The organism is Mixta theicola, assembly GCF_002895925.1.
Classification (GTDB): domain Bacteria; phylum Pseudomonadota; class Gammaproteobacteria; order Enterobacterales; family Enterobacteriaceae; genus Mixta; species Mixta theicola.
Genome location: NZ_NWUO01000001.1, coordinates 449,446 through 471,835 on the forward strand (window position 1 = coordinate 449,446; position 22,390 = coordinate 471,835).

Below are 22,390 nucleotides of genomic sequence, written 5' to 3' on the forward strand. Positions count from 1 at the left end.
CCTTCTGCGGCTTAGCTCTGCGGCGGATTTTTCACGACCGTCTCACCATTCTTCTGCTCGATAATCATGGTCTGCGGACGCGACAGGACAATGCCCTCTTTGCGCAGGCGCGTCAGAATATCGAACAGCAGATCGCTTTTCGCGCCGGCAATTTGCCGTTGATTAGAGACGTTGCCGGTCACGCTCAGCACAATGCCCTGCGGCGTAAGATCCTTGAAGCTTACCGACGGCTCCGGCGTCTCCAGGATGCGCTCGTTTTCGTTATACACCGCCAGTAAAATCTCCCGTACCTGCACCGGATCAATATCCAGCGGGAAGGTCAGCGTAATGGTGGCTACGCCCTGGGCATTGCCCATAGTGGCGTTACGCACGTTCTGCGAAATCAGCTGCGAGTTCGGCACGATCACCGTGGATTTGTCGCCCAGCTGGATCTCCGTGGCGCGCACGTTAATGCGGCGAATATCGCCTTCGATACCGCTAATGCTTACCAGGTCGCCCACTTTAACCGGGCGCTCGGTCAGCAGGATCAGGCCGGAGATAAAGTTTTTAACAATCTCCTGCAGACCAAAACCGATACCCACCGACAGGGCGCTGACAATCCATGCCAGCTTGTTCCACTGCACGCCCATGGTAGAGAGCGTCAGCAAAATAATCAGCACATAGCCGATATTGCTGAACAGCGTCACCAGCGAAACGCGCATGCCGGTATCCATGGTGGTTTTTGGCAGAAAATCGTTATCCAGCCAGCGGCGCACCGAGCGCAGCACATAAATACCGATCGCCATGCACAGCAGCGCGTTGACCAGATGCGCAGGGACGATATTCAGCGACTCCAGCCCTTTGCCGCCCCAGAATTCCACCGCCTTTTGCAGCAGCTCAATCGGCGTCGACGTGCCGAAGGTGCCGTTCAGGAGCGCCACCACCGCAAACAGCAGCAGGAGAGTTTTGCCCAGCGCCGACAGCAGCAGCGCCGCCTGCGACAGATGACGTTCATCAATGTTCAGCGAAGTTTGTAACTGCTTACCGGTCGGGCTATTTACCGACAGCAGCGTTTCGCAGCCGTCGCTGACCAGATGGCTGAGGAAGTAGAAGGCACCGCTGACGATACCCAGCCAGATCAGCTCATAGCTGAGGAAGCGCGCCAGGGTAACGTAGCCGATAATCAGCGACAGCATGATCGCCAGCCCGATAAACGTAATCGCCATCTGAATCAGGCCGACCAGCGTGGATTTCACCTCTGGCGTCTGCTTTTCCTGCGCCAGTCTGCGGCGCACGCGGCTGGAGCGGAAGCTGATGGAGAGCGCGGTAGCGCCGACCAGCAGCGCCGTCATGCCGTTTGCCAGAATGGTGGTGCCGACGCTGGTGCCAACGGTGGTGTTCAGCGCTTCCAGCGTCTGGAATATAAAGACCAGAGAAGCGGTCAGCGGCGGATAAGGCTTCAGCGCCTGCGCCACCTCGTTGGAAATAGCCGGCAGACGCCATGACGGACGGCGCGTCGAAAGAAAAGCGCGTCCCAGCCCGGCAATCAGGCCGCAGAATACGCTGAGCTGCACCAGGCGATCGACAAAGCCCTGCACATCATCAGAAACTTCCTCGCGGCGGGTAAACGCCTGGTCAAAAAAGTTAAACGCCAGCACCACCGCCACCAGCGTGGTTAAGGCGATCGCCGCCGCCAGGAAGCTGCGCCGCATACGCCCTTCCGGCAGCTTGTTAATACTAATCCAGGCGAGGAACTCTTCCCCGTAGCGACGGCCCAGCGTAGCGACAAGCACCGCCGCAACCAGCCATAAAATCGTGCCGATCCGCCAGCCTGGTTCCCACGCCAGCGCCACGGAATCCGCTAGCTCGTCGCGAAAGTTGGCCAGCTTATCGCCATCCCTCTGCTGCATGCCAAACAGCGGTGCCCAGAAGCGCGGGCCGAAAATACTGCCGGAGTTCAGCGCCAGCTGGGTTTTCAGATTGTTGCGCCGCAGGTTAACGATCTGCGCGCTGAGATTAAGCGATCCGCTTTTGATCGCCTCCGTCTGTTTAATCTGCTCGTCCAGCTTTTGCTTTTGGTTTTCCAGCGAGCTGCGCTTGCGGGTGACTTCCGGCGTCTCTTTCACTTCGCTGTCCGCTTTTGGCGCCGGGCCTAATACCGCCAGCTGCGCCATGAGCTGTTGACGCTGCGGGATCAGCGCCTGCCCCAGCGTATCGGCATTGCCCGACAGCTCCAGCGCCATGTCGTTCAGCTGGGAAAGCTGCGCGTCATTGGTTTCGCCGGAAACCTGTCCTTTAATTTTATCGAGGATTTTTTGCATCTTCGGCAGTTCAACCGCAGCATTCACTTTTACCACGGCCTCTTCACCTGCCGCCGCACTATCTTCAGCGTTATCCGCCGCGTGAATGCCGAACGGCGCCAGTACCAGCAGCGCCAGCAGGCTCGCCCGCATTAATCGTAACCACTTTGACATCGAAGGTCGTTCCACTCTGTTTCTGTTCCACGGCCTCGCCGCGATCGCGCGCCAGTTTATGCTTTTGCCTGACGCTTCACTATAGGAAAGCATGAAGAAAATTCGTACTTTATGGATAAGAATTTGTTATGAAACGCAACGACGCGCCTGTGTCAAAGTAGGACTTTCACCGGCTATAAGGAAAAATTATGTCGAAGAGAGCCGAACCACTGCTGATTCGTGCTGCCGGCGCGGCGGACATTGCCGCTATCGCTGAAATTTACGCCTGGCATGTGCAGTATGGCTGCGCCTCTTTTGAGGAAACGCCGCCCGATGAGGCGGAAATGCACGCCCGTTTGTTAAAGGTGCAGGCGCTGGAAATGCCATATCTGGTCGCAGAGCAGGCGGGCCGCATTATGGGCTTTAGCTATGCCTCGCCTTATCGTCCGCGTCCTGCTTACCGCTATAGCGTGGAGGAATCGATCTATCTGGCGCATGACGTGGCGGGACGCGGCATCGGCAGCGCCCTGCTGGCGGCGCTGATTGCGCGCTGTGAACAGGGCCCCTGGCAGCAGATGCTGGCGGTGATCGGCAACGGTGAGCAAAATATCGGCTCGCTGAAGTTACATCTCAGGCTGGGATTCCGCCAGGTCGGCATATTAAAAGAGATAGGATTTAAGCATGGCGCCTGGCGCGACACGCTGATTATGCAGCGCGCGCTCTCCTCCGCTGCCCGCGCAGCGGAGGAGTAAAGCGTTATTCCACCGCGCTGTCGTCAAGGCTGTTGCTGGCGGTCTCGGCGGTTTTTTGCTTTTTATAAGCCAGCGCCGCCGCCGGAACCGGCGCGGATCTGCCGGTTTCCAGCCAGTCGCGCAGCCGTTTGGCATCGGCAAAGTGGGTATATTTGCCAAAGGCATCCAGCACCACCAGCGCAACCGGGCGCTGTTTGATCATCGTGCGCATCACCAGGCAATGCCCCGCCTGGTTGGTAAAGCCGGTTTTGGTTAACTGGATGTGCCAGTCCGGCTTATAAACCAGATGGTTGGTATTACGGAAAGGCAGCGTATAGTCCGGATTGCTGAAGCGCGCCATCTCCTCATGAGTGGTGCTGAGCTGGCCCAGCAGCGGATAGTGTTTCGTGGCGATCAGCAGCTTTGTCAGGTCGCGGGCGGTCGAAACGTTATGTATCGACAGGCCGGTCGGCTCAACGTAATGGGTATTGGTCATGCCCAGCGCGCGCGCTTTGGCGTTCATCGCGCGAATAAAAGCGTCGTAGCCACCGGGATAATGATGCGCGAGGCTGGCCGCAGCGCGGTTTTCCGAAGACATCAGCGCCAGCAGCAGCATATTTTTGCGGCTGATTTCACTTTTCAGGCGTACGCGGGAAAACACGCCGCGCATTTCCGGCGTATGGCTAATATCGACATTCAGCAGCTCATCCATCGGCTGTTGCGCATCCAGCACCACTATTGCCGTCATCAATTTGGTAATCGAGGCGATAGGCCTTACCCGATCCGGGTGGCTGGCATACAGTACTTTATTAGTATCGAGATCGACAATCATCGCGCTGCCGGAGGCAATTTGCGGCTGGGAGAGCGGCGCAGGCGTGCTTAATGGCGAAGCGGCTACCGCCTGGCCCTGCGCGGAAAAAAGTAAAGCCAGGCTCAACAACGAATAACGAAATTTTGCGGGCATCGTTTAACAACTTACCGGTTCAGGATTGCGCGCTGTGCGTAACACAGGCTGCCGTCGCGAGAGTCAACAGGTGCGGCGGCTGGCAGGCAGAATAATACGCCGGGCGCTCAGTAAATTCCTATCAGAGATTCGTTTCCGGGCGTAAACAGGGAAAATGATGCCCATACCCGGCAACAATTTAACCGTATCGGTAGCGCGAGCGATCTCCTCGCGCCGCGTGAATACGCCCCATACATACTCAGACTCGCCGTTAAGCCACCTGCCGGTGGCTTTTTTGCACCGTGCCAGCTCGCGTATCCTGAGGCGGCTTAACCCATGTGGGAACCGTAGCCCCACAGCAGTACCGTCAGCGCCAGCAAGACCTCAAACAGCAGAATGCCGATCGCCAGCGTTGAACCGGAAAAACGCAGGCTCTCTTCACGATCGATGTTCAGCAATTGCGGAACGCCCACGTAGAGCAGATAGCCGGTCCAGGCCAGCGCCACCGCGCCTGCCAGCACGCACAGCCAGACCAGCGGATAAAGGGCGATAACGCCGCTAAGAAACAGCGGTGTGGCGACATAGCCCGCAAAAACCGTACAGCGCTGTACGCTGGGCCGCTGCGGATAATCGCGCGCCATCCAGTAAATCACCCGCCCCATAACCGCCACGCCGCCCAGAATCAACAGATAAAACAGCACGGCAAGCATCAGTCCGGTAGAAAGCGCGAGCGGAACCGTACGTCCCCCGCCGAGATACCACCCCAGCTGGGTGGTGCCGATCAGGGAACAAATCACCGGAACCGCCGCCATCAACAAAACGTGATGCGTGTAATGATGGGAAACGCTTTCGTGTTCCCGTTCGATATTGCGCATCTCCCGATCGGGATGCGCCAGAAGTCCCCAGACATGGTTCATGGTGTTGCCCTCAGCGACTCACCGCCCGCTCGGCGGCTTTCACTCAAGTATAATTCGCCGGGCTATTTTTCATCAATCCGGCTGCGGACTTTCCCCGCGGCGCGTTTTTTCGCAAGGCAGGGTTAACGGGGTGTACACTTACTCTGACGCTAAGGATAAAAGAGGCGGTACGTTTTGCATTTCGATATTAACCAATTTATTGAGCAATATGGTTATCTGGCCGTCGTCATTGGCTGTATTGCCGAAGGGGAAACGTTCGCCCTGCTGGGCGGCGTTATGGCGCACGAGAAGCTGCTGCGCTATAGCGGCGTGGTGCTGGCGGTGATGCTCGGCGGTTTTCTTGGCGATCAGCTGCTTTACTACATTGGTCGTCATTTCGGCTCCCGCATCCTGCGCCGCTTTAAAAAACATCAGGGCAAACTGAAGCGCGCTAACCGTATGATCCGCCGCTATCCGGTGCTGTTTATTATTGGCGTGCGCTTTATGTACGGCTTTCGCGTTATCGGGCCGATTATTATCGGCGCCAGCCGCCTCAGCCCGCTGAAATTTATCATTTTTAACGCTATCGGCGCTTTTATCTGGTCGCTGGTATTTGTGACGCTCGGCTATTTTGCCGGCGAAATGATCACGCCGTGGCTGCACCGCCTCGATCATCACCTGAAACATCTGCTGTGGCTGGCCGCAGCGGTGGCCTTTGTTCTGCTGCTGCGTCTGACGTTCCGCCGCTGGTCGCGGCGGCGCGATGATTAAAAAACCAGCTGCGCCCGCGCGTTATAAAAACGGCGATAGCCCAGCCAGGCGGCGATAATCGCCGAGATCGCCGCCGTTCCCAGCAGCATAAAAGTCACCATAATCTGATATTTAATCGCCAACACCGGATCGATTCCGGCAAATATCAGCCCTGACATCATGCCCGGCAGGCTGACCAGACCCACGGTTTTCGCCGCATCCACCGTTGGGATCAGCGCGGCGCGAATGCTGTCGCGCACCAGCGTCGCCGAAGCCTGTTTCACCGACGCGCCAAGGCTAAGCATCTCTTCAACTTTCTGACGGTTATCGACAAAGCGCTGATTTAGCTGGGTGTAGCATAATCCCACCGCCACCATCGCGTTGCCGGCGATCATGCCGGAAATCGGGATCACCTGCATAGGCACAAAGGCAATCGCGCCGCTCAGCACCAGAATGGTCAGCGTTAGCCCGGTGCCGGAAGCGATGGCGATAAAAGAGATACCGAAGGCTTTGCCGATGCGTTTGCTACGCTTGCGGGCGTGAAGCGCCGCATTAATACAGATAAACAGCACCATCGAGAGCGTCAGCCAGCGGTTATTGAAATCGAACAGCGTGTGCAGTACGTAGCCGACAAGGGTGAGCTGGATAATGGCGCGCGCCACGCTCCATAAAATATCTCTGTGCAGCCCCAGCTTCTCTTTCTGGCTGATAATCAGGGCCACCAGCACCAGCATAAAGGCCAGCGCCAGCGAGGCGTTGCTAATCGCAGGATGATTCATTGTGCTGCTTCCATGCGGGTTAAAGCGATAACGCGGGAGCCATCGTCGGTTTCCTGCGGGTCGTGGCTGATCCACAGCACGCTCATCGGCTGCTGCTGCGCCGTTTGTCGAATCACCTGTTTTACCCGCGCTTTATTCTCTGCATCCAGCGCGCTGGTGACCTCATCCAGCAGCAGTATCGCGGGAGGAAACTGTAAATTGCGCAGCAGCGCCACCCGCTGCCGTTCGCCGCCGGAAAGGTCCGTTATCGGCTGTTCCAGCATTGAAGGCGCTAAATTAAGCTGCGCCAGGCTGGCGCGCAGCGCCTGTTTTTCAGGCCGACGCTGACGGATTTGCCAGGGAAAAGCCAGGTTGTCATAAACGCTTTCGCCAAACAGCTGCGGCGTCTGGCAACAATAAGAGACCTGCTGGCGCCAGGTTTCCGGCTTCAGTGCGGTAATCTCCTCGCCGCGAAACGCAATAGTGCCGGTAGTCGGCGTCAACAGCGCGGCAAGGATTTTCAGTAAGGTGGTTTTACCGCTGCCGGAAGGGCCGGTGAGCCAGACAAATTCATGCTGTCGCAACGTAAAAGAGAGAGGGGCCAGCAGCACTTTATCCGCCAGCCGATAGCTGACGTCACGTACCGCCAGCGCTGGAATTTCCATAACCATAAACGCTTCCTTGTGGGTTGGACAGCCAATAATAACGCGCAAGGCGGCGGAACGGAAAAGCAAAATGGGGCAGCAGGCTGCCCCGTCAGCGTGCTGACCACGCCAAAGCGCCGGAGATTACCGGTCAGCCTGCTGTTGGGCGACGGCAAACTGCGGGTTAGCAAGCATAAAGCCGCCGTCGATAATAAACGACTGGCCGGTGGTATAGCTGGACCACTCGGAGCAGAGCCAGGCGACCATGCTGGCAATTTCGCGCGTGTCGCCGGGGCGTCCGACGGGAATATGCGGCAGCGAAATCTTATGGGCGTCCGCATTCTCCATATCGTTCATTGGCGTGGCGATAGCGCCCGGCGCGACCGCGTTAACCAGAATTTTATGCGGCAACAGGCTGAGCGCCATCGCCTTAGTCAGGCCGCCCAGCGCATGTTTGGCGGCGGTGTAAGCCACCGAGCCCGGCAGCGGCGTATACTCATGCACCGAGGTGATATTGATAATGCGTCCGCCATCGCCCTGCTTTATCATCTGGCGCGCGGCAATCTGTCCGCAAACTAAAGCGCCGTCGACGTCAACGGAAAAAACTTTGCGCCAGTCGTCAAATGCAATATCCAGAAAGTCGCCTTTAACGTTAGTACCCGCATTATTGACCAGCACATCAATGCGGCCCAGTTTCGCAATCAGCGCCTCCAGCGCTTTACCGCCCTGCTGCGGATCGGAAAGATCCAGCTGCACCAGCTCCGCCTGTCGTCCCAGCTTACGTACCTCCTGGGCCGTATCCTGCGCCCCGCTCTCATCCGAATGCCAGGTAATGCCTATATCGTAGCCCTGCTCTGCCAGCATCACCGCACAGGCTTTCCCGATCCCGGAGTCCGATGCGGTGACCGCCGCAACCTTGTTTGTCGGCATAGCTTTACTCCTCTGTGGCGCTTAATAAATAAACAGCAAGTATAGCCGCTCTGCCCGTCTGCGCCGCCACGTTGACTATAGTAATAGTTCATACAGCGCAACCGGGGGACGGCATGGCTGAGATTAAACGACCTATCGGTAATCACGGCGTTATTGGCGATTTGCGCACCTGCGCCCTGGTTGCGGACGACGGTACTATCGACTATTTTTGCTGGCCCAACCTGGATAGCCCCTCGGTATTCACCGCCCTGCTGGACAGCGATGAGGCGGGCGTTTTCAGCCTGTCGCCGGACTGGAAAGCGTGTCGCCGCCAGCAGCTCTACCTGCCGGACACCAATATTCTGCAGACGCGCTGGCTCGCCGCCGAAGGCGTGGCGGAAATTACCGATTACATGCCGATCTGCGAGCGGGAAGATAGTAAACCGCGCATCATTCGTCGGTTGAAAATGGTGCGCGGCGAGGGACGCTTCTCGTTGCGCTGCGCGCCGGTGCATGACTATGCGCGCGCCACGCCCAAAGCGAAGCTGCGCGACAACGCCGTGCGGTTCAGCGCTCACGGTCAGCCTATGCTGCGCCTGACCGCCACCGTGCCGCTCTCGCTTGATCGCCACGCGGCGGTGGCGACCTTCAGCCTGCAAGCTGGCGAGCATGCGGAGTTTATTTTCGGCTGCGCGCAGGATGAGCATCTGGATGCCCTGCAAACCGATATTTGCTTTCAGGAAACGCTGCACTACTGGCGCGACTGGTGTCAGCAAAGCAACTGGCGCGGACGCTGGCGGGAGATGGTTAAACGTTCTTCGCTGGCGCTGAAGCTGCTGACCTCGTGGCAGTATGGATCGATCGCCGCCGCCGCCACCTTCGGCCTGCCGGAAGAGCTGGGCGGCGAACGTAACTGGGACTATCGCGCCTCATGGATCCGCGATGCCTCTTTCAGCGTTTATGCGCTGATGCGTCTGGGCTATGTTGAAGAGGCGAAACGCTTTACCCATTGGGTCAGCCACTGCGTGGAAAACAGCCATCACGATAAAGAGCGACTGCAGGTGATGTACCGTCTCGATAGCGCCACCGAGCTACATGAAAGTGAACTGCCGCATCTTTCCGGCTATGCCGGTTCGCGCCCGGTGCGCATCGGCAACGACGCCTGCCAGCAGACGCAGCTCGATATTTACGGCGAGTTAATGGATGCGGTTTATCTCTCAAATAAGTATGGCGAGGCGGTATCCGAGCGCAGCTGGCATAACATATGCGGTACCATCGATTATCTGTGCGAGCACTGGCAGGAGCCGGATGCCGGAATTTGGGAAATGCGCGGTGAACCGCAGCACTTTTTGCATTCACGCCTGATGTGCTGGGTAGCGCTCGATCGTGCACTGCGTCTCGGCATGAAGCGATCGTTACCGATGCCCTACGCGCGCTGGGATCGGGTTCGCAGTGAAATTCGTCAGGAGATCTGGCAGGATTTTCGGGATCCCGAACTGGGCCATTTTACCGCCACGCGCCACGGCAAAACCCTTGATGCCTCCATGCTGCTGATGCCGCTGGTGCGCTTTGTCAGCGCGACCGATCCCGACTGGCTGTCAACGTTGGATGCGATTAAGGCGAAGCTGGTGCGCGACGGTATGGTCTGGCGCTATGACCGCGAAGAGACCCCCGCCGATGCGCTGAGCGGTCGTGAGGGATCGTTCGTCGCCTGCTCATTCTGGTACGTAGAGTGCCTGGCGCGCGCCGGACGGGTGGAAGAGGCGCATTTTGAGTTCGAAAAGCTGCTGAGCTATGCTAACCCGCTGGGCCTGTACGCAGAGGAGTTTGATTTTCACGGCTTCGCGCTGGGCAACTTCCCGCAGGCGCTCAGCCATCTGGCCTTAATCAGCGCCGCCTTTTTTCTTAACCGCAAACTGGACGGCGATGATCCGCAATGGCAGCCCTGAAGGTAAAAATTCACGTTCAGGCCGGGCAGGATTGCGTTAAATGACATAGAGTTAAGGAAAGATGATGTGGTTACGAAAATTCCTGGTTCCACAATCAGAGGTAATGCACATATAATGTGCAGCCGGTCACACTGGCCGCACCTGGGTCGACTCTCTAACAAGCCATTTATGGCACTAATCAACTGAAATAAGATGAAAAAGAGCATTCGCGCGATCGCTTCACTGGCAGTAGCACTGGTGGCATTTAGCCAGCAGGCGCTTGCTGTGGTTTATCCTCTGCCTCCGGCTAACAGCCGTTTGACGGGAGAAAACCTGGAAATTACCATCCCGCAGGACAGCAAACTTCCACTGGAAGCCTTTGCTGCGCAGTATCAAATGGGCCTGAGCAATATGCTCGAAGCTAACCCCGGCGTTGACGTTTATCTGCCACAGGCCGGTTCAAAACTGATTATTCCCCACCAGTTGATTCTGCCCGACGCGCCGCGTGAAGGGATTGTTATCAACAGCGCCGAAATGCGGCTCTATTACTATCCGAAAGGCACGAAAACCGTAGTGGTGCTGCCTATTGGTATTGGTGAGCTGGGCAAGGATACGCCGGTAAACTGGACAACTACCGTACAGCGCAAAAAAGCGGGCCCGACCTGGACGCCAACTAAAAAAATGCATGAAGAGTACACCGCCCGCGGCGAGACGCTGCCTGAGGTGTTCCCGGCCGGTCCGGATAACCCGATGGGTCTTTATGCGCTGTATATTGGCCGCCTGTATGCGATTCACGGCACCAACGCCAACTTCGGTATCGGCCTGCGCGTAAGCCACGGCTGTGTGCGTCTGCGCGCTGACGATATTAAATGGCTGTTCGATAACGTGCCGGCTGGCACGCGCGTGCAGTTTATCGATCAGCCGGTTAAGGCGACGGTAGAGCCGGACGGTTCGCGTTATGTCGAGATCCATAACCCGCTTTCCACCACCGAAGAGCAGTTTACCTCGCGTGCGCCAGTGCCGATTACGCTGACGCCAGCGGTCAGCAAAATTGTCTCTGACGCCAGCGTGAACCCGGCGATTGTCGATCAGGCGATGAAAGCGCGCTCCGGTATGCCGTTAAAAATCAACGGAGTAGCGGAAGAAACGCCGGTTGAGCCAGTGGCTCCGCAAAATGCCGACGCCCAAGCGCCAAATCAGACGCTGCCGACTAACGCCGCCGAGCAAAACGGCAATCCCGCGCCGATCGATCAGGCCCAGCCTGAGGCGCCGGTTAACCCGGCCCAGCCTGAGGCGCCGGTTAATCAGGCCCAGCCTGCTGCGCCGGGCGATCAGGCTCAGCCTGAGGCGCCGGTTGACCAGGCCCAGCCTGCTGCGCCAGCTGACGAAAACAGCGGCTCCTGACGGTAAGCCAGCCTCTAAAAGGGCGATAATTATCGCCCTTTTTTACCACTTCATCCCGTGCCCGATAGTGAAACGCCGCTCATTTAGCGTACCCCGCACGCCGTCCCGGTCGGTATCCATGATTAATTTGCCATCGCTCAGCCAGCGCACGGTTCCGCTAAGGCAGCCGCGATTGTATTAAGGCAGTATGTTATTTTAATGTTAACTATTTATATTTAAAATATAATTAATTCACATTTAATTATTAATTAACCACTAATTTTATCGTCATAAAATAATCGCACCCACCTCACACTCTACAAATAATCTGTTGACGTCCAATAAAGTTTTATTAATAATCCCGGCATCACCTGAACGGTGAGAAAATAAATACCTTCTGTTCTTTTTGCCACACCAGGGAAAGTTATTTCCGCTCCGCCGCATAGCCCGTCAGCACCTTTTCTGGCGGGCTAAATTTGGTCGCCTTCCTCCCGATTCACTCTCTTTTTCCGTTATTCTCTCTGATAACGATCGGGCTATTATTGCGCTGAACGCCTTAGCAATGAAGTCTGATAATATAAAGCCTGCTTACTATTATTAACGCGGCGTCAATATTTCTTTTAATAGTTTTTAGCCCAGGATCTGGATAGATTTTGCTTTGCCGGACGCCCACCCGCACGCCTTTTATCTTTTCAGCTGCGTCATTATTTTGTCATATAAAAAGCGTATCACCACCAGAGCATTCTTTAAACTTACGGTGTGATATGAGTGATTACAGCACCTTTGCCCGCTACGCCTCACGCTTTCCCACGCTTTATCCGACGCGATCCGGGCGGCAGCAGCGCCTGCTGACGGTGGCGGCTGGCCTGCTGCTGGTGGTGACGATCGGCTGGATGATGGCGCAGCTGTCGGCGGAGATAAGCGTTACCGGAAACGTTTTTACCACCCGGCTGCTGCTGAGCGGCGCCCTGCTGCTGGCGTTGGGCTTTGTCTTTATTAACGGGATGCACGATACCGCCAATGCCGTCACTACGGTGATTTATACCGGCACGCTTTCCCCTGGCCGGGCGGTGCTGATTTCCGCCGGCGCGAATATGCTGGGCGTGCTGTTGGCAAGCGGCGTGGTCGCCTGGGGCGTGATGTCGCTGCTGCCGGCGGAGGGAGTCCTGCAAATCGATACCCGCCACGGCTATGCGCTGATATATGCCCTGCTGCTGGCGGCGATTAGCTGGAATCTTGCCAGCTGGTATTTTGCTATTCCCTCTTCCTCTTCTCATGCGCTGCTGGGCGCCATGCTGGGCGTCGGCGGCGCCAGCAGTCTGCTGAACGGCGATCGCGCGCTAACCGGCATCGACTGGCAGCAGGCGGGCTGGGCAGGCTGGGCGCTGCTGCTGTCGCCGGTGCTGGGTTTTGTCGCCGCTGGCCTGCTGCTGCTGCTAATGAAAACCCTGTTGCCGAATCGCCGGCTCTCTCAGCCTGCCGACCTGCATCGCCCTCCCCCACTCTGGCTGCGCGGCATGCTGCTGCTGACCAGCAGCGGCGTCTCTTTCGCGCACGGAGCCAACGATGGGCAGAAAGGGATGGGATTGATTATGGTGATCCTGCTGATTGCGCTGCCGGGCGGGTTTGCGTTAAATCGCACTTTACCGGAGCGCGATCTGACCCGCTTAACCGTGCTGACCGCGCAGGCGCAGGCGCAGCTGCCGCAGCGCAGCAATTCCACGCTGCCGATGGCAGAAAGAGAGCAGCAGGCGGTATTACTCGCATCCGGCAGAGTCACGGGCAGCCTGCATCAACGGCTGAGCGCGCTAACCCGCTTCGATCGGCTATCAACGAGCGAGGCAATCCGCCTGCGCCTGCAAATGTCGCTGACCAGTAAAACCCTGCGTCAGCTGTTAAGCAGCCCGACGCCGCTTACGCACAATGAGCGCTCACTGCTGACGGCGCTGGTCGGGCAGTTAAATCACGCCAGCAGCGTGATTCCCTGGTGGGTAAAAATCATGGTGGCGCTGGCGATGGGATTGGGCACCTTAACCGGCTGGCAGCGCATCGCCATTACCATTGGCGAGCGCACCGGTAAAGCGCCGCTTAGCGCAGCGCAGGGAGCCAGCAGCGAGCTGGTAACCATGACGACCTTAGGCGTGGCGGAACAGTTTGGCCTGCCAGTGTCCACCACCCAGGTGCTGACCTGCGGCGTCGCAGGCAGCATGGTGGCGAATCGCAGCGCCCTGCTGCGGCGCACGCTAAAGCGCATGGGGCTGGTATGGCTGCTGACGCTGCCGGTCTGCGCGCTGATGGCCGCGCTGTTTTATACGCTGCTGGTTACGCTATAGCGCGTCTTTTGCCACAGGCATAGCGTCAGCAGCATCGCCGCCAGCACTACCAGCGCGGCGGCGGGCCAGATGGATGACATCCCGGCGCGGTTAATCAACAGGCCCGCCAGCGGGCCGGTTAATCCTAACGCCAAATCGAGAAACGCAGAGTAGATGCCCAGCGCGGCACCCTGGTTTGGCACTTCAACCTGTTTAACCGCCTCCACGCCCAGCGCCGGAAACACCAGCGAAAAACCGGCTCCGGTGCAAAAAGCGCCAACATCGACCAGCCAGGCGCTATCCGCCTGCCAGATCAGCAGCAGTCCGGCACATTCCAGCGCAAACGAGCAGGCCGAAACCGGCAGCCCGCCGTAGCGGGTGATGGTGCGGCTAAAGCTCAGACGCATCAGGACAAAACCAATGCTGAACAGGCTGAGCGCAAAGGCCGCGCCCTGCCACTGGCGGCTGGCGAAATAAAGCGTAATAAAGGTGGCGATGGTTCCGAAACCGATGGTTCCCAGCCCCAGTCCCAGCCCGTAGGCCCAGACTTTAGAGACCACGCGATGAAATGCAATGCGTGCGCCGACGGCTACGCTGACGGCTGGCTTGCGGCTGGCCAGTAACAGCCCAACGACGCTCATTATCGTGACCAGCGCCGCGAAGCCGTGGATGCCCATCAGCGCATTCAGCGCGACCCCGGTCGGCGCACCCAGCGCCATAGCCAGATAGGTTGCCACGCCGTTCCACGAGATCACCCGCGCCGTCTGCGTGCTGCCAACGATTTTCATGCCCCACAGCGTGGCGCCGGTGCTGCTGAAGCTCTCGCCAACGCCGAGGAAAACACGCCCGGCCGCCAGTAGCGCCAGGCTTAGCGCGGGCGTCGCGGTCGTCAGGCCAGCCAGCATGGTCAGGACGCCGCTCAGCCCGCAGCAGCTCATGCCCAGCATTACCACTTTTTTGGGGCCGAAGGCGTCGGCCAGCCGCCCGGACTGGGGACGGCTGACCAGCGTGGCGAAATACTGCACGCTAATAATCAGCCCGGCCATCAACGAGCTGTAGCCCAGCTGGTTATGGACAAAGCCGGGCAGCACCGCCAGCGGCAGACCAACCGAGAGATAACAAAAGAAGGTGAAAATGATAACGGAAAGAATCCGCCGATTAAGCTGGGCGTTGGTTAAAACGGGAGTCGTCGAGGCCATTAGCATTCAAAAGAGAGAGAAGAGATATGAAAGCATCATACGCCAGCCCTGCCGGTGCAGGGCTATTATTATCATTATGTTACAAAACATCGGCCAGCCGACACTGGCTGTCGATCGCCGCCGCGATCTCCACGGAGTTTTTTAGCGTGCGAACGGTGGTAAACAGCGTATCCGCCTGCGGATACGCCTTGCGCAGATAACCAAGCCACTGTTTGATGCGCGCAACGTGGTACATGCCGGTATCGCCCTGCTTTTCCAGCCGGGTGTAGCGATGCAGCAGCGCCATGACCTGCGGCCAGGGCATCGGCGGCGCATTCTCTTTGATTACCCGGCTCAGGTTAGGAACATTAAGTGCACCACGGCCAATCATCACCGCATCGCAGCCGGTTGCCGCCATGCAAGCCTGGGCGCTTTGCCAGTCCCAGATCTCCCCGTTGGCGATCACCGGAATCGACAAACGCTGACGGATTTCACCAATCGCCTGCCAGTTAATCGCCTCGGCGCGATAGCCCTCTTCTTTGGTGCGGCCATGCACCACCAGTTCGCTGGCGCCCGCCTGCTGTACCGCATCGGCAATTTCAAAACGCCGCGCGCCGGAATCCCAGCCAAGACGCACCTTCACCGTTACCGGCAGATTATCGGGCACCGCTTCGCGCATCGCTTTGGCCGCGCGATAGATAAGCTCCGGATCTTTCAGCAGCGTGGCGCCGCCGCCGCTGCCGTTAACCAGCTTCGACGGGCAGCCGCAGTTAAGATCGACGCCCCATGAACCCAGCTCCACCGCGCGCGCCGCGTTCTCCGCCAGCCACTGCGGATGCTGTCCCAGCAGCTGCACCCTGACTAAAGTACCGGAGGAGGTACGGCTCTGGTGCCGTAGCTCCGGGCAGAGACGCAGGAAAGATTTTACCGGCAGCAGCTGATCCACCACGCGTAAAAATTCGGTGATGCAAAGATCGTAATCATTCACTGAGGTCAGCAATTCGCGTACCAGAGAATCCAGTACGCCTTCCATCGGCGCCAGTAACACCCGCATGACAGATACCTTTGAAAAAATTGACGCGCAAGTTTACGCCTTTTGCGTAAAGGTGAAAATCACCTGAGCAGGCGTTTATTGCAGAAGCGGATAGAAAATAAGGGAGGTAACAGGGCGCCGATCGGCAAACTGACGGCTACCGCTGGGGTAGCCGTCTTCAGCAAGGCGGAATTAACGGTTGCCGGAAGGCTTATCGCTGCGCGCATGCGCCGGACGCTGGCCGGAGGTGCGGCGCGGCTGGTTGCCATCGCCGGAAATACGGCGCGGATGGCTGCTGTCGCCGGAAGTACGACGCGGCTGATTGCCATCGCCGGAAATACGGCGCGGATGGCTGCTGTCGCCGGAAGCGCGGCGCGGCTGATTGCCGTCACGCTCACTGGAGGCACGACGCGGCTGATTGCCATCACGCTCACCGGAGGCGCGGCGCGGCTGATTGCCGTCACGCTCGCCGGAGGCACGACGCGGCTGGCGATCGGCTGAGGCGGATTGACGCTGGCCTGAAGGCTGACGATCGCCGCCCTGAGCGCGACCGCCCTGGCTACGTCCACCGCCGCCACCGCCACGCTGCTGGCGACCATTCAGGATCGGCTCCGCTTTAATGCTCGGATCCGGCTCAAAGCCCGGCTGCGCCATGCGCGGGATTTCACGTTTCAGCAGACGTTCAATATCACGCAGCAGCTTATGCTCATCAACGCAGACCAGCGAAATCGCTTCGCCGGTTGCGGCGGCACGGCCGGTACGACCGATACGGTGCACATAATCTTCCGGCACGTTCGGCAGCTCATAGTTAACCACGTGCGGCAGTTCTTCAATATCCAGACCGCGCGCGGCAATATCGGTCGCCACCAGCACGCGAATTTGGCCGCCTTTAAAGTCGCTCAGCGCACGCGTACGCGCGCCCTGGCTTTTATTACCGTGGATCGCGGCGGCGGTGATGCCATCTTTATTCAGCTGCTCGGCTAAATGGTTGGCGCCATGCTTGGTGCGGGTAAATACCAGCACCTGCTGCCAGTTGCCCTGGCCGATCATCAGCGACAGCAGTTCCCGCTTGCGCTTCTTATCAACAAAATGCACATGCTGGGTAATCTGTTCAGAGGCGGTGTTGCGACGCGCCACTTCAACCTGGCTGGGGTTATCCAGCAGCTTCTCCGCCAGAGATTTAATCTCATCGGAGAAGGTGGCGGAAAACAGCAGGTTCTGACGTTTCGCCGGCAGGCGCGCCAGCACGCGACGAATATCATGGATAAAGCCCATATCAAGCATACGGTCCGCTTCATCCAGCACCAGGATTTCTACCTGTGACAGATCGACCGCATTTTGCTGCGCCAGATCGAGCAGACGGCCCGGCGTTGCCACCAGCACATCCACGCCGCCGCGCAGTTTCATCATCTGCGGGTTAATGCTGACGCCGCCGAACACCACCAGCGAGCGCAGGTTGAGGTATTTACTGTAGTCATGGACGTTTTCGCCCACCTGCGCCGCCAGTTCACGCGTCGGGGTGAGAATTAATGCGCGTACCGGACGACGGCTTTTCGCCGTCAGCGGCTTCGCGCTCAGGCGCTGCAGGATGGGCAGCGTAAAGCCTGCCGTCTTGCCGGTGCCGGTTTGGGCGCTGGCCATCAGGTCGCGGCCTGCCAGTACCACCGGGATAGCCTGGCGCTGTACCGGGGTAGGCTCACGATAGCCTTGCTCGGCAACGGCACGCAAAATATCGGCGTTCAGGCCGAGAGAATCAAAGGACATAGGGGTTCAACTCCGGTTCCGCCCTGACCGTCGTTAACGGTGCAGTTTCCAGGGGGGAGATCATGACGCTTGTTGAGCAAGCGGTTGAAAGGGCACAAACTACGGTGCGTAATGAGATCAGTGTAACAGTTTATGCGTCGTGGGGATAGCGGCGCACCGCTGTCGCGTTAAAAAGCGCGCGGCGGCAGAAAAAACCAGGGCCGCACGATGCGGCCCTGACGCTGGCGGAATAAAAAGATTAGCTGCGTTTCTTTTCGATATGCGGCGACGGCTCTTTTGCCAACAGCGAAACCAGCGCCGGTCCGGCCAGCATTATCAGACCAAGGCAGGCCAGCAGCAGGTTGTTATGCAGAATGTGCGAGACTAAAAACAGCAGCAGCATCGCCGCGCCGAAATAGTAGGTGGTGGTCATCTCTTCTAAAAAATCACCGGTACGCCGCAAACGCGGAATACGCTGCGTCAGCAGCATAGCAATAAACACCGCAGCATAGGCGGCAACCAGTACGCTACTCACCTCAACCAACGCCCGTTCCCGCCAGCCCCAAACCAGAGCGACAAGCATCAACAGATGCAAAGAAATGTGCAGACAGGGTTGGCCAGTGGCAATCTGTATACGGTTAAACCATTTCATTCTCTTCTCCTGACCGCGTTTGAAGGCGATCCAAGTTGTCGGCAAAGCCGACGACGAATGTCCATAATGTAACGTAGTTTTCGGACGATGCCGCAAAACGCAGCGGAAGTCAGCGCCCTTTTGTGACAAAGACTACACTTTATCGGAAATCAAAATCAAAAGGAGAGCGCCCCCAGTATGTCACAAAAAGCGCAAGGATTTTCCTTTAAAGTCCTGACAATTAATACACATAAGGGTTTCACCAGTTTTAACCGGCGCTTTATTTTACCGGAGCTGCGCGAAGCGGTGCGTGCGACCTCCGCCGATATTGTTTTTTTACAGGAGGTCATGGGGACGCACGCGACTCATCCGCTGCAGGTGGAAAACTGGCCGGACACCCCGCACTATGAGTTTCTCGCCGATACCATGTGGAACGATTACGCTTACGGGCGCAACGCGGTCTATCCTGAAGGACATCACGGTAACGCAATACTTTCCCGTTTCCCGATCCTGGAGTATGAGAACCGCGATATTTCGGTGGCGGGCACGGAGAAGCGTGGCGTGCTGCACTGTCATTTACAGCTTCCCGATCGCGACCAGACGCTGCACGTGATGTGCGTTCATCTCGGCCTGCGCGATGCGCATCGTCAGGCGCAAATGCAGATGATGTGCGAGATGATCGCCGCCCTGCCCCCCGATGCACCGCTGGTGGTGGCGGGCGATTTTAACGACTGGCAAATTCGCGCTAATGAAATGCTGAAGCGCTGCGCCAACCTTGATGAAGTGTTTAGCCGTAAGCATGGACGTCCGGCACGCACTTTTCCGGCGCGTTTTCCGCTGTTACGTCTCGATCGTATTTACGTGCGTAACGCCGGAACCAGCCACCCCTGGGCATTACCCATGCGGCCCTGGTCTCACCTTTCCGATCATGCGCCGCTGGCCGTGGAGATTCACTTATGACGATGAGCTGGCGCGATGGTAACCGTATCCAGCTATTGGAAAACGGTGAACAGTTTTTTCCGCGCGTATTTGGCGCGATCCGGCGCGCGCAGCAGAGCGTGCTGCTGGAAACCTTTATTCTGTTTGAGGATAACGTTGGAAAGGCGCTGCATCGCGAACTGCTGGCGGCCACCCAGCGCGGCGTGAAAATCGAGATAATGGTGGATGGCTACGGCTCGCCCGATCTGTCGGATGAGTTTGTTTCCAGCCTGACCTCCGCTGGCGTGCGCTTTCTCTATTACGATCCGCGTCCGCTGGTGATGGGCATGCGCACCAATCTCTTTCGTCGGCTGCACCGTAAAATCGTGGTGGTCGATGGCGTTATCGCCTTTGTCGGCGGCATTAACTTTTCGATTGAACACAACTCCGACTTCGGCCCGCAGGCCAAGCAGGACTATGCCGTTGAGGTTAAAGGGCCGATCGTTGACGATATTGGCGCTTTTGTGCTGGAGGCTTTCGGCAGCGAGGCGAATACGCGCCGCTGGTGGGGACACCGCTCTCATCGTCCGGCGCGCAACCAGAAGCCGGGCGATGCGCAGGCGCTATTCGTTTTTCGCGATAATGATGAACACAGCGATGATATTGAACAGCACTATATGGAGATGCTGAGCAACGCGAAACAGGATGTGATTATCGCCAATGCCTACTTTTTCCCCGGCTATCGCCTGCTGCGCGAAATGAAAAATGCCGCCCAGCGCGGCGTGCGCGTGCGTCTGATCGTACAGGGCGAACCCGATATGCCGATTGTCAAAGTTGGCGCGGAGCTGCTGTATAACTACCTGGTGGAAGGCGGCGTGGAGGTGTACGAATATACCCGCCGTCCGCTGCACGGTAAGGTGGCGGTACAGGATCGGCAATGGGCCACGGTCGGCTCCAGCAATCTCGATCCGCTTAGCCTGTCGCTTAACCTGGAGGCTAACCTGATTATTCACGATCGACAGTTTAATCAGACGCTGCGCGATAATCTGGAGCGGCTGTTACAGCAAGACTGCGTGCGCGTGCAGGAAGAGAAACTGCCGAAGCGCACCTGGCTGCAGCTGACTAAAAGCGTCATCGTGTTCCACTTCCTGCGCCATTTCCCCGCTATCGCCGGCTGGTTGCCCGCCCATACGCCTAAAGTAAAGCAGGTGCCGCCGCCGGTTCAGCCGGAACTGGAAACCCAGGATCGCGTTGATAGCGATAAACAAGGAGTGAAACCCTGATGTCAAAAGCCCATCCAAATTGGAAACTGGCCAAAAAGATCCTCACCTGGCTGTTCTTTATTGCGGTTGTTGTGCTGCTGGTAATCTATGCCCGCAAAGTAAACTGGGAAGAAGTCTGGAAGGTCATCGTTAACTATAACCGCGTAGCGATTCTCAGCGCGGTGGGGCTGGTGATCCTGAGCTATCTCGCCTATGGCGGCTACGACCTGATTGGCCGCGCCTACTGCGGTCATAAGCTGGCCAAACGTCAGGTGATGCTGGTTTCGTTTATCTGTTATGCCTTTAACCTGACGCTTAGCACCTGGGTTGGCGGCGTGGCAATGCGTTACCGGCTTTACTCACGGCTGGGGCTAAGCGGCAGCACTATCACCCGCATTTTCTCCCTGAGTATCGCCACTAACTGGCTCGGTTATATCCTGCTGGCGGGCATTATTTTTACCGCCGGTATGGTGCCGGTGCCGCCCGGTTGGTTTATTGGCGAAGGGACGCTGCGGCTGATTGGCGGCATTCTGGCGCTGCTGGTTATTGCCTATCTGGCCGCCTGCGCCTTTTCCAAACGGCGTCGCTGGACGATTAAAGGCCAGAAGCTGGCGCTGCCTTCGCTGCGTATGGCGCTGTTCCAGTTTGCTATCTCCAGCGCCAACTGGATGGTAATGGGCACCATTATCTGGCTGCTGCTGGGACAGGAAGTAAACTATCCGGTGGTGCTGGGCGTGCTGCTGATCAGCAGTATCGCCGGGGTAATCATCCATATCCCGGCCGGTATCGGCGTGCTGGAAGCGGTGTTTTTGGCGCTGCTGCGCGGCGAGCACGCCGGTCACGGGCAGATTATCGCCGCCCTGCTCGCCTATCGGATGCTCTACTTTATCCTGCCGCTGCTGCTGGCGCTGGTGCTTTATCTGTGGCTGGAAAGCCGGGCGAAGCATCTGCGCGTGAAAAACGAGCGTAAAATGCAGCAGGAAGCGCACGGCAAATCGACGGAGCAGGACAGGCACCAGGCTAAACGGCACGAGACGGACGATGGGCTAAATCAGCACAGTAAACTTGTCCAGTAACGGTAAAACCCGGCAGCGCACGCCGGGCTGCCGCTTACCTGAGCGTCGGTCTCTGCATGTTAAAACCACGCCTTATACATCCCCATAGGTCCGCAGCCGATACCCTCGTTCGGCGATGGCATATTTCAACGACGGGGAAGTGAGCACGTCGAGCTCATCCAGCCGGGGCCAGCAATAGTCGCTGGTAAGAAGCGTACGATCGATAAAGGCGGGATGACACATCACTTCAAGGGATTGCACGTCACGCGCCAGCGCGCGATCCAGTATCTCCAGGAATAAGGATTGCGTAATGGCCTCGCCGTAAAAATCACTGGCGAAATGTTGCGTACTTTTTGCGCCGTGCAGCGCAATCCCGTGCGTTTTTATCTCCTGGCGATCGATACGTATCGCCATGCCCTTCTCTTTAGCGAAAGCTTCGACGATGGGGAAAATTTGCGGGATCATATGGACATGATGATGACTGTCGATATGCGTTGGCGCACGGCCAAACAGTTTAATGAAGCGGGCAAACTGGCAGGCCAGCTCCTGCTGAATCTCTTCCAGCGGCAAGGTATCCGCCTGCGCCCTTTGCCAAATCCCTTTATCCAGCTCGCCCTGGCCGTTGACCAGATTCGGCATAGCTGAAAGCGGCTTTCCCAGCGTTAATACAAAGTGCATGCCCACGGCCAGCCTGGGATGAGCCTTGCTCAGGGCCGCGGCGTGTTCTGCGCCCGCCGCGTTCATCATGGCGGTAGTGGATGTCACTACGCCGTGGCTAAATGCCTCGATAATGCCGTAATTTTGCGCCCGGCAGAGGCCAAAATCATCGGCATTCACAATTAATAATTTATCCATAAGCGCCTCCTGAAACGCCTTCCCTGGAG

Annotated in this window: 19 protein-coding genes; 8 read left to right on the forward strand and 11 right to left on the reverse strand. The window is 57.7% G+C overall.

The features are described from left to right. Positions 1 to 11: 11 nt before the first annotated feature. Positions 12 to 2,453 (reverse strand): DUF3772 domain-containing protein, encoded by a 2,442-nt coding sequence (locus tag COO59_RS02095; RefSeq protein ID WP_103058167.1) that lies wholly within the window; start codon positions 2,451 to 2,453, stop codon positions 12 to 14. Positions 2,454 to 2,641: 188 nt separating this feature from the next. Between COO59_RS02095 and COO59_RS02100 the strand changes: the two genes are divergently transcribed. Further along, on the forward strand, positions 2,642 to 3,184 hold the full coding sequence (locus COO59_RS02100) for a GNAT family N-acetyltransferase (RefSeq protein ID WP_103058168.1): 543 nt from the start codon (positions 2,642 to 2,644) through the stop codon (positions 3,182 to 3,184). Positions 3,185 to 3,188: 4 nt separating this feature from the next. Here the strand turns inward: COO59_RS02100 and pbpG are convergent, their stop codons facing one another. Further along, positions 3,189 to 4,127 (reverse strand): D-alanyl-D-alanine endopeptidase, encoded by a 939-nt coding sequence (pbpG, locus tag COO59_RS02105; protein ID WP_103058169.1) that lies wholly within the window; start codon positions 4,125 to 4,127, stop codon positions 3,189 to 3,191. Between the two features lie 308 nt (positions 4,128 to 4,435). Beyond that, positions 4,436 to 5,023, reverse strand: coding sequence for a Yip1 family protein (locus COO59_RS02110; RefSeq protein ID WP_103058170.1), 588 nt, complete (start codon positions 5,021 to 5,023; stop codon positions 4,436 to 4,438). A gap of 174 nt (positions 5,024 to 5,197) precedes the next feature. Between COO59_RS02110 and COO59_RS02115 the strand changes: the two genes are divergently transcribed. Continuing rightward, positions 5,198 to 5,773: a DedA family protein gene (locus COO59_RS02115; RefSeq protein ID WP_103058171.1), complete on the forward strand. Its 576-nt coding sequence runs from the start codon at positions 5,198 to 5,200 to the stop codon at positions 5,771 to 5,773. On the opposite strand, the gene fetB is transcribed toward COO59_RS02115, so the two are convergent. The 3 genes from fetB to COO59_RS02130 all read right to left on the reverse strand — a co-directional run bounded on the left by fetB (position 5,770) and on the right by COO59_RS02130 (position 8,084). Continuing rightward, positions 5,770 to 6,531: an iron efflux ABC transporter permease subunit FetB gene (gene fetB / locus COO59_RS02120; RefSeq protein WP_103058172.1), complete on the reverse strand. Its 762-nt coding sequence runs from the start codon at positions 6,529 to 6,531 to the stop codon at positions 5,770 to 5,772. The genes COO59_RS02115 and fetB overlap by 4 nt on opposite strands. Continuing rightward, positions 6,528 to 7,181, reverse strand: coding sequence for an iron efflux ABC transporter ATP-binding subunit FetA (gene fetA, locus COO59_RS02125; protein ID WP_103058173.1), 654 nt, complete (start codon positions 7,179 to 7,181; stop codon positions 6,528 to 6,530). Before fetA ends, fetB begins: the two co-directional genes overlap by 4 nt. A 117-nt stretch (positions 7,182 to 7,298) precedes the next feature. Further along, on the reverse strand, positions 7,299 to 8,084 hold the full coding sequence (locus COO59_RS02130; protein WP_103058174.1) for an SDR family oxidoreductase: 786 nt from the start codon (positions 8,082 to 8,084) through the stop codon (positions 7,299 to 7,301). Between the two features lie 113 nt (positions 8,085 to 8,197). Here COO59_RS02130 and COO59_RS02135 point away from each other — a divergent pair, with 113 nt between their 5' ends. From COO59_RS02135 to COO59_RS02145, 3 genes are all read left to right on the forward strand, one after another. Beyond that, positions 8,198 to 10,012 carry a glycoside hydrolase family 15 protein gene (locus tag COO59_RS02135; RefSeq protein WP_103058175.1) on the forward strand — a complete coding sequence of 605 codons (1,815 nt, stop codon included), beginning with the start codon at positions 8,198 to 8,200 and terminating at the stop codon, positions 10,010 to 10,012. A gap of 192 nt (positions 10,013 to 10,204) precedes the next feature. Then, positions 10,205 to 11,395, forward strand: coding sequence for a L,D-transpeptidase family protein (locus COO59_RS02140; RefSeq protein WP_103058176.1), 1,191 nt, complete (start codon positions 10,205 to 10,207; stop codon positions 11,393 to 11,395). Between the two features lie 743 nt (positions 11,396 to 12,138). Continuing rightward, complete coding sequence (locus COO59_RS02145) at positions 12,139 to 13,707, forward strand: inorganic phosphate transporter (RefSeq protein ID WP_103058177.1); 1,569 nt, start codon at positions 12,139 to 12,141, stop codon at positions 13,705 to 13,707. Here COO59_RS02145 and COO59_RS02150 read toward each other — a convergent pair. The 4 genes from COO59_RS02150 to COO59_RS02165 all read right to left on the reverse strand — a co-directional run bounded on the left by COO59_RS02150 (position 13,683) and on the right by COO59_RS02165 (position 18,292). Next, on the reverse strand, positions 13,683 to 14,885 hold the full coding sequence (locus COO59_RS02150) for an MFS transporter (protein ID WP_103058273.1): 1,203 nt from the start codon (positions 14,883 to 14,885) through the stop codon (positions 13,683 to 13,685). The two genes, COO59_RS02145 and COO59_RS02150, sit on opposite strands and share 25 nt — an antisense overlap. A 79-nt stretch (positions 14,886 to 14,964) precedes the next feature. Next, the gene (gene dusC, locus COO59_RS02155; protein ID WP_103058178.1) at positions 14,965 to 15,918 is read right to left on the reverse strand and encodes a tRNA dihydrouridine(16) synthase DusC; all 954 of its coding nucleotides are present in this window, start codon (positions 15,916 to 15,918) and stop codon (positions 14,965 to 14,967) included. A gap of 171 nt (positions 15,919 to 16,089) precedes the next feature. Further along, entirely contained in the window at positions 16,090 to 17,661 is a 1,572-nt protein-coding gene (gene rhlE, locus COO59_RS02160; RefSeq protein ID WP_103058179.1) for an ATP-dependent RNA helicase RhlE, read from the reverse strand. Positions 17,662 to 17,899: 238 nt separating this feature from the next. Further along, positions 17,900 to 18,292 (reverse strand): YbhQ family protein, encoded by a 393-nt coding sequence (locus tag COO59_RS02165; RefSeq protein WP_103058180.1) that lies wholly within the window; start codon positions 18,290 to 18,292, stop codon positions 17,900 to 17,902. A 177-nt stretch (positions 18,293 to 18,469) separates the two neighbouring features. Here COO59_RS02165 and COO59_RS02170 point away from each other — a divergent pair, with 177 nt between their 5' ends. The 3 genes from COO59_RS02170 to COO59_RS02180 are packed head-to-tail and all read left to right on the forward strand — an operon-like array spanning position 18,470 to position 21,527. Further along, the gene (locus tag COO59_RS02170) at positions 18,470 to 19,231 is read left to right on the forward strand and encodes an endonuclease/exonuclease/phosphatase family protein (RefSeq protein WP_103058181.1); all 762 of its coding nucleotides are present in this window, start codon (positions 18,470 to 18,472) and stop codon (positions 19,229 to 19,231) included. Next, a complete protein-coding gene (gene clsB, locus COO59_RS02175) occupies positions 19,228 to 20,472 on the forward strand; it encodes a cardiolipin synthase ClsB (RefSeq protein WP_103058182.1) in 1,245 nt (414 codons plus the stop codon). The genes COO59_RS02170 and clsB overlap by 4 nt, the downstream gene beginning before the upstream one ends. After that, positions 20,472 to 21,527: a lysylphosphatidylglycerol synthase domain-containing protein gene (locus COO59_RS02180; protein WP_103058183.1), complete on the forward strand. Its 1,056-nt coding sequence runs from the start codon at positions 20,472 to 20,474 to the stop codon at positions 21,525 to 21,527. Before clsB ends, COO59_RS02180 begins: the two co-directional genes overlap by 1 nt. Positions 21,528 to 21,599: 72 nt before the next feature. Here the strand turns inward: COO59_RS02180 and chbG are convergent, their stop codons facing one another. Further along, complete coding sequence (chbG, locus tag COO59_RS02185) at positions 21,600 to 22,361, reverse strand: chitin disaccharide deacetylase (protein ID WP_103058184.1); 762 nt, start codon at positions 22,359 to 22,361, stop codon at positions 21,600 to 21,602. Positions 22,362 to 22,390: the final 29 nt, after the last annotated feature.